At 73.4% G+C, this 5,269-nt stretch carries 4 protein-coding genes; 2 read left to right on the top strand and 2 right to left on the bottom strand.

Annotation, left to right across the window (positions count from 1 at the left end):
• Positions 1–466 precede the first annotated feature (466 nt).
• Both G446_RS0100780 and G446_RS15130 read right to left on the bottom strand, forming a co-directional pair.
• Positions 467–1,450 carry an NADP-dependent oxidoreductase gene (locus tag G446_RS0100780; RefSeq protein ID WP_051285521.1) on the bottom strand — a complete coding sequence of 328 codons (984 nt, stop codon included), beginning with the start codon at positions 1,448–1,450 and terminating at the stop codon, positions 467–469.
• The gene (locus G446_RS15130; protein ID WP_084778790.1) at positions 1,434–2,237 is read right to left on the bottom strand and encodes a MerR family transcriptional regulator; all 804 of its coding nucleotides are present in this window, start codon (positions 2,235–2,237) and stop codon (positions 1,434–1,436) included. The genes G446_RS0100780 and G446_RS15130 overlap by 17 nt, the downstream gene beginning before the upstream one ends.
• A 124-nt stretch (positions 2,238–2,361) precedes the next feature.
• On the opposite strand from G446_RS15130, the gene G446_RS15125 reads away from it, so the two are divergent.
• Positions 2,362–3,972 (top strand): MFS transporter, encoded by a 1,611-nt coding sequence (locus tag G446_RS15125; protein WP_084778789.1) that lies wholly within the window; start codon positions 2,362–2,364, stop codon positions 3,970–3,972.
• Positions 3,973–4,149: 177 nt separating this feature from the next.
• Positions 4,150–4,707: a flavin reductase family protein gene (locus G446_RS0100765; protein WP_026408684.1), complete on the top strand. Its 558-nt coding sequence runs from the start codon at positions 4,150–4,152 to the stop codon at positions 4,705–4,707.
• Positions 4,708–5,269 lie beyond the last annotated feature (562 nt).

The following is a 5,269-nucleotide window of genomic DNA, read 5'->3' as shown; positions in this document are numbered from 1 at the left end:
CGGGTGTGATGCGGGGGGTCGTTGAGGGTGGTGGGGCGCGGGGGTCGGCTGTGACGGCCCGCCCGAGTCGTCCCCCGGGTGCGGTGGGGCGCTGGGCGCGGCGGGATCGGCCGGTGCAGTCGTCGGGGGCGGCCCGGGCGGCGGCGGGAGATGCTCCGGCGCCCCGTCCCCGCTTCGCCTCGATAACGCATCTCGCATGGTGGGACGGCGTCTCGCATGCCGTGACGCGCCCCGGCCCGCGAGCACGTCACTCAACCCCCGAGATCGTACCCCAACCCGCGAGCACGTCACTTAACCCGCGAGCACGTCACTCTGGCAGACGTGCTCGCGGGTCAAGTGACGTGCTCGGCGGTTACCCGACGATCTCGCGGACCACGGCGCCCGGCGCTGCCGCGCCCCGGACGCCGAGATGCGCATTCCACGACGGCGCCCCGCAGCCGGTCGGGGCGCCGCGGGCCGGGCCGGGTCAGTCGATGTCGACGACGACCTTGCCCCGGCCGTGCCCGGTCTCGACCAGGGCGTGGGCCCGGGCGATCTGGGACAGCGGGAACCGCTCCCGGATGATCGGGGTCAGCCGCCCGCGCTCTACCAGGTCCCCCAGGTCCTCCAGGCCCTCGCGGCTGGGGCGCACCGACATGAAGGAGACGGCGGGCCCGGGCAGGATCCTGGTGAGCAGGCTCGCGGGGATGCCGGCCGGCGAGATGGTGATCATCCGGCCTCCGGGCGCGACGGCGCGGCGCAGGGACCGCAGGTTCTTCCCGGTGGTGTCGAGCACCGCCCGGTAGCGGCCCGCCAGCGCCGCCCAGTCCACGGCGTCCGGGTCGAACCGGAATCCGGCCCCCAGCCGCTTCAGCAGCTCCTCGTGGCGCGCCGAGCTGATGGTGTCCACGAGCGCGCCGCGCGCCCGGGCCACCTGGACGGCGGTGCTCCCCACGCCCCCGGCGCCCCCCGCGATGAGCAGCCGGGAGCCCTCTTCGACGCCGAGCTCCTCCAGCGCCTGCCAGGCGGTGAGCCCGACCAGGGGCAGTGCGGCGAGGTCGGCGAGCTCCTGCGAGGCGGGGGCCGGTGCGACCAGGTCCGCGTCCACCGCGATCCGGCCCGCCGCCGTGCCCTGCTCGCCCAGGCGGTCGGTGCCGAGGAACCCCCACACGCGCTGCCCGGGTTCGAAGCCGCGGACCTGCGCTCCGACGTCGGCCACCTTCCCGCTGAAGTCCAGGCCCGTGGGCTGCGGCAGGCGGCGCCCGGTCTGGAACTTGTTCCTGCCGGCCCGCGCGCCGGTGTCGATCCGGTTGACGCTGACGGCCGCCACCTCCACCACGAGGTCGTGCGGCCCGGGCGCCGGGGCGGGGACCTCCACGACGCGCAGCACCTCCGGCGGGCCGAAGCGCGGGTACTGCGCGGCGGGCACCGTGCCCGGCCCGGCGGCGGGGATCTCATTCGGATTGTGCATGACGAGCGCCTTCTTCCTTCTGAGTTTCCTTCTGATCTTCTTCCCGGGCCCCTTCCCGGGGGCTGGAGGACGGGAGCCGGCCGGCGAGCTCGCGGTGGGCCAGGCGCCGCAGCCCGAGGAGGACGGGCTCGTAGATCACGGTGCCCAGCACCGCGGCCTGCGTCTGCCGGCTCGGGGAGTCCAGCGGCAGGTGGGCGAAGTCGGCCGCGGCGCACGCGCGCGCCGCACCGGCGTAGGCGGCCAGGAGCTCGGCGTCCAGTCCGATGCCGCACTCGTCGGCCAGGGCGATCGCGGCCAGGAGCTGGGTCGCGTACGGCGCGTCGGGCAGATCGTCGAACCCGACGGCGGCCAGGGCCGCGCGTGCGCCCTCCAGCTCGGCCTCGTCGACGTCGGCGGCCCGGGGCCCCGTCAGCGGCAGGGTCACGGTCGCGCCGGTCATGAGGGCGGCCGGGCTCAGCTCCGGGTCGCGCACCAGCGCCAGGATCTGGCGGACCTGCCGGATCGACAGTCCGACGACGTGCACCAGTCCCCGGATGAGCTGGATCTGGTCCACGACGGCCTGCGCGCCCTCCGCCCCGGGGTCCTGATCGGAGCGGATCAGCCCCTCGCGGATGTAGTACTTGATCGTCGCGACCGGGACTCCGGATCTGCGCGACAGCACCGAGACGGGCACGGCCTGCGCGTCCTCCGCATCCCGCGCGCCACCCCGGGCCCGCCGGGCGCCGGCACCCCGGCCGCGGGAGCGCCCGGCGGGCCTCCCGTCCTTCTGAGTCTCTTTCATCGCCATGAGCAGATAGTAGTACTATCCACATGTATGTGGCAAACTTCCAGTGAAAGACACCTTAGATAGTGCTACTATCTACAAGTGCGGGCCGCGACCGCCTTGACCCCGGCACCACCGGACCACAGAGATGGGAACCACAATGTCCTTGACAGCAGACGCCTCCCCGGCGACGGGCGCCCCCGGACGAGCGGTGCGAGGCGCTCGGTCACGAGCGGGCGCCCCCTCCCGGCCCCCGGCGCCGCCCCGCCCCCGGGGCGGGTTCGTCGCCCTGGTGGTGCTCTGCCTGGCAGAGCTCGTGGGAGTGATGGACAACACCATTATCAATGTCGGCATCCCGGCCCTGGGCCGGGCCTTCAGCGCGTCCACCACGCAGCTGCAGTGGATCGTCGACGCCTACACCCTCGTGTTCGCGGTGCTCATGCTGCCCGGCGGCCACCTCGGCGACCGGATCGGCCGGCGCAGGGTCCTGATCATCGGCCTGCTGGGCTTCGCCGTCGTCTCCCTCGCCTCCGCGCTGACCACCAGCATCGCGGTGCTGATCGGGATGAGGGCGCTGCTGGGCGTCTGCGCCGCAATGGTGTTCCCGGCGACCCTGTCGCTCATCTCGACCATCTTCAACGGCACCGGGCACCACGCCCTGGCCGTGGGGCTGTGGGCGGCGACCGCGGGACTGGGCATCGCGCTGGGCCCCGTGGTCGGCGGACTGCTCCTGCAGTACTTCGCCTGGCCGTCCCTGTTCGGGATCAACATCGCCATCGTGCTGCCCGTCGCCGCCGCCTCGCCCCTCCTGGTGCCCGAATCCAGGGACGACCACCCGGGCCGGTTCGACGCGGTCGGGATGGGGCTGGCCATCGCCTGCCTGGGACTGCTCGTCGGCTCGATCATCGAGGGCCCGCAGATCGGCTGGACGACGCCGTCGATCCTGGGCGGCCTCGCGGCGTCGGCGGCGCTGGCGGGGGCCTTCATCGCCCGGGAGAGACGGGTCGACCGCCCCCTGCTGGACCTGAGCCTGTTCCGGGCGGCGGGCGTGGCGACGTGCACGGCGGCGATCGGCCTGGCGTTCTTCTGCCTGTTCGGCTTCACCTTCGCCATCACGATCTACTTCCAGGCGGTGCGCGGCTACAGCGCGCTGCGGGCGGGGCTGGCGATCCTGCCATTCGCGGCCGTCATGGGCGCCTGCTCCCCGCTCGCCCCGGTGCTGGCCCGGCGCTTGGGAACCGGACGCTGCATCCCCCTGGGCATCGCGCTCATGGGGGTCGGCTTCTGGATCGTGTCGTTCGCGGACGCCTCCAACCCGTACTGGGCGGTCATGGTGCCCGCCATGGTCCTCATGGCGGCGGGGCTGGCGCTCGCCCAGGGGCCGGCCACCGACATCATCCTGTCCGCCGCGCCCCGCGACGAGATCGGCGTCGCCTCGGGCGTGAACGACTCCGTCCGGGAGATCGGCGGCACGATCGGCGTCGCCGTCCTGGGCTCGATCCTCACCCACGTGTACCGCGGTCGGATGGCGGAGACGACCCCCGGGGCGCCGTCCGCGGCCGGCGATTCGATCATGGCGGCGCAGCAGATCGCCGACGCGCTCCCCGGGGCCGCCCAGCGGACGGCGCTGCGCACCGCGGCCGGCGACGCGTTCCTGTCCGCCCTCCACCTCAACTGCCTGATACTGACCGGGGCGGCGCTCGCGGGGTCGGCCCTCATCGCGCTCGGCCTCGCCCGGCGGGGGCGGTCGCCGAGGTGAGCGCCCCCGCCGGTGCGGCGCCACGATCGTCAGGATCGGGCGGGCGTCCTCGGCGTAGGCGAGCGCCCCGCCGGTGCGGCGCCACGATCCCGGTCGGGGCCGACCGGGCCACCACCCGCATCGCCGTCGTCGGTCACCGGCTCGAACGACTTGCCTAACACGCCCTAGCATGGCTCCGTGGCTGCGGTTCCCTTCATCGACCTGCCGCTCGACAAGTGGCGGTGGCACCCGTCGCCGCTCGCCGGCCAGGTCGTCTACGCGCTCACGCGTTCGGCGGAGGGCGAGCTCGACGTCGCCCCCAAGAGCTGGATCCAGATGGCCGGCTTCGGCGGCCCGCTTCTGAGCCTGGGCTGCTCGCGCAGACACCGCACCCGCGACAACATCGTGAGCACGGGCCGGTTCACGCTCAGCTTCCCCACGATCGAGCAGGCCCGCCTCGCCCGGGCGGTCGCCGACGCGCCTCGCGACGAGCGGGTGGCCGTGAGCGGCCTGAGTCCGGAGGAGTCGACGTCGGGGGGTGTCGCCCACCTGCGCGAATGCCCCGCCTACTGCGAGTGCGAGCTCTACCGCGAGGTCGCCCTCGAGGGGGACGAGGTTCTCGTCCTGGGGCGGATCACCCGCCTCGCCGTGCACGACGGCGTCGTCGGCGCGCCGACGCGCGAGGCCTATGCTCTCCTGGCCCCCGGCTTCTTCCTCGAGCCCGGTGTCATGACCGGTCTCGCGCCGGCCGACTGAACCCGCCGACGCGGAGCCGGAACTCACCCGACTGGTCGGCCCGAGCAGAACGCCGGTGCCCCTCGCCTCCCAGGAGGAGGTGATGAATCGGGTGAGAATCATGTGCGCTCCTGATTCTGCTCGATTCCCCGGGTCTGTTCGATTCCCCGGAGCGGTCTGCGGACGGCTCCAGGCCGACCACGTCGTAGACGCTCGCGCCTCAGAGGGCGCCCGAGGCCCCCGACCGGATCCACCTTCGGGTGGCAATGGCTTCTCGGCCTTGCAACCCAGGGTGGAAAGTCGGCCCGAGTCGTTGTGAGCGGTCCTGCCGCCCCCTACGGTCGACGGCGTGAAGGTCCCCACTCGGTTCCGTCCCCAGGCGACCGGTTGAGTCCGGAGCCCGATCGGGGCGGCTGGTTCCGCCTCGTCTCCTTCTTTTGGTGGAGGCGGGGTGCGGGTCGGTTCCTTCGTCGCATTCCGGCGGCGCGCCGCCGGTTCCTAGTGTCGAATCAGCACCCGGGCGAAGGGCCCGGACCACCGTCTTGAGGAGAAGGCATCATGCACCACCGCAGCGCACCCGGCG

Origin of the sequence: Actinomyces dentalis DSM 19115 (assembly GCF_000429225.1) — a bacterium.
Lineage (GTDB): Bacteria > Actinomycetota > Actinomycetes > Actinomycetales > Actinomycetaceae > Actinomyces > Actinomyces dentalis.
The sequence above is the reverse complement of the archived record's forward strand: the minus strand, read 5'-3'. Positions and strand labels throughout refer to the sequence as shown.

Coding starts and splice junctions, on each gene's coding strand:
- G446_RS0100780 (WP_051285521.1), bottom strand. CDS start 1,450: ATGCACAATCCGAATGAGATCCCCGCCGCCGGGCCGGGCACGGTGCCC.
- G446_RS15130 (WP_084778790.1), bottom strand. CDS start 2,237: ATGGCGATGAAAGAGACTCAGAAGGACGGGAGGCCCGCCGGGCGCTCC.
- G446_RS15125 (WP_084778789.1), top strand. CDS start 2,362: ATGGGAACCACAATGTCCTTGACAGCAGACGCCTCCCCGGCGACGGGC.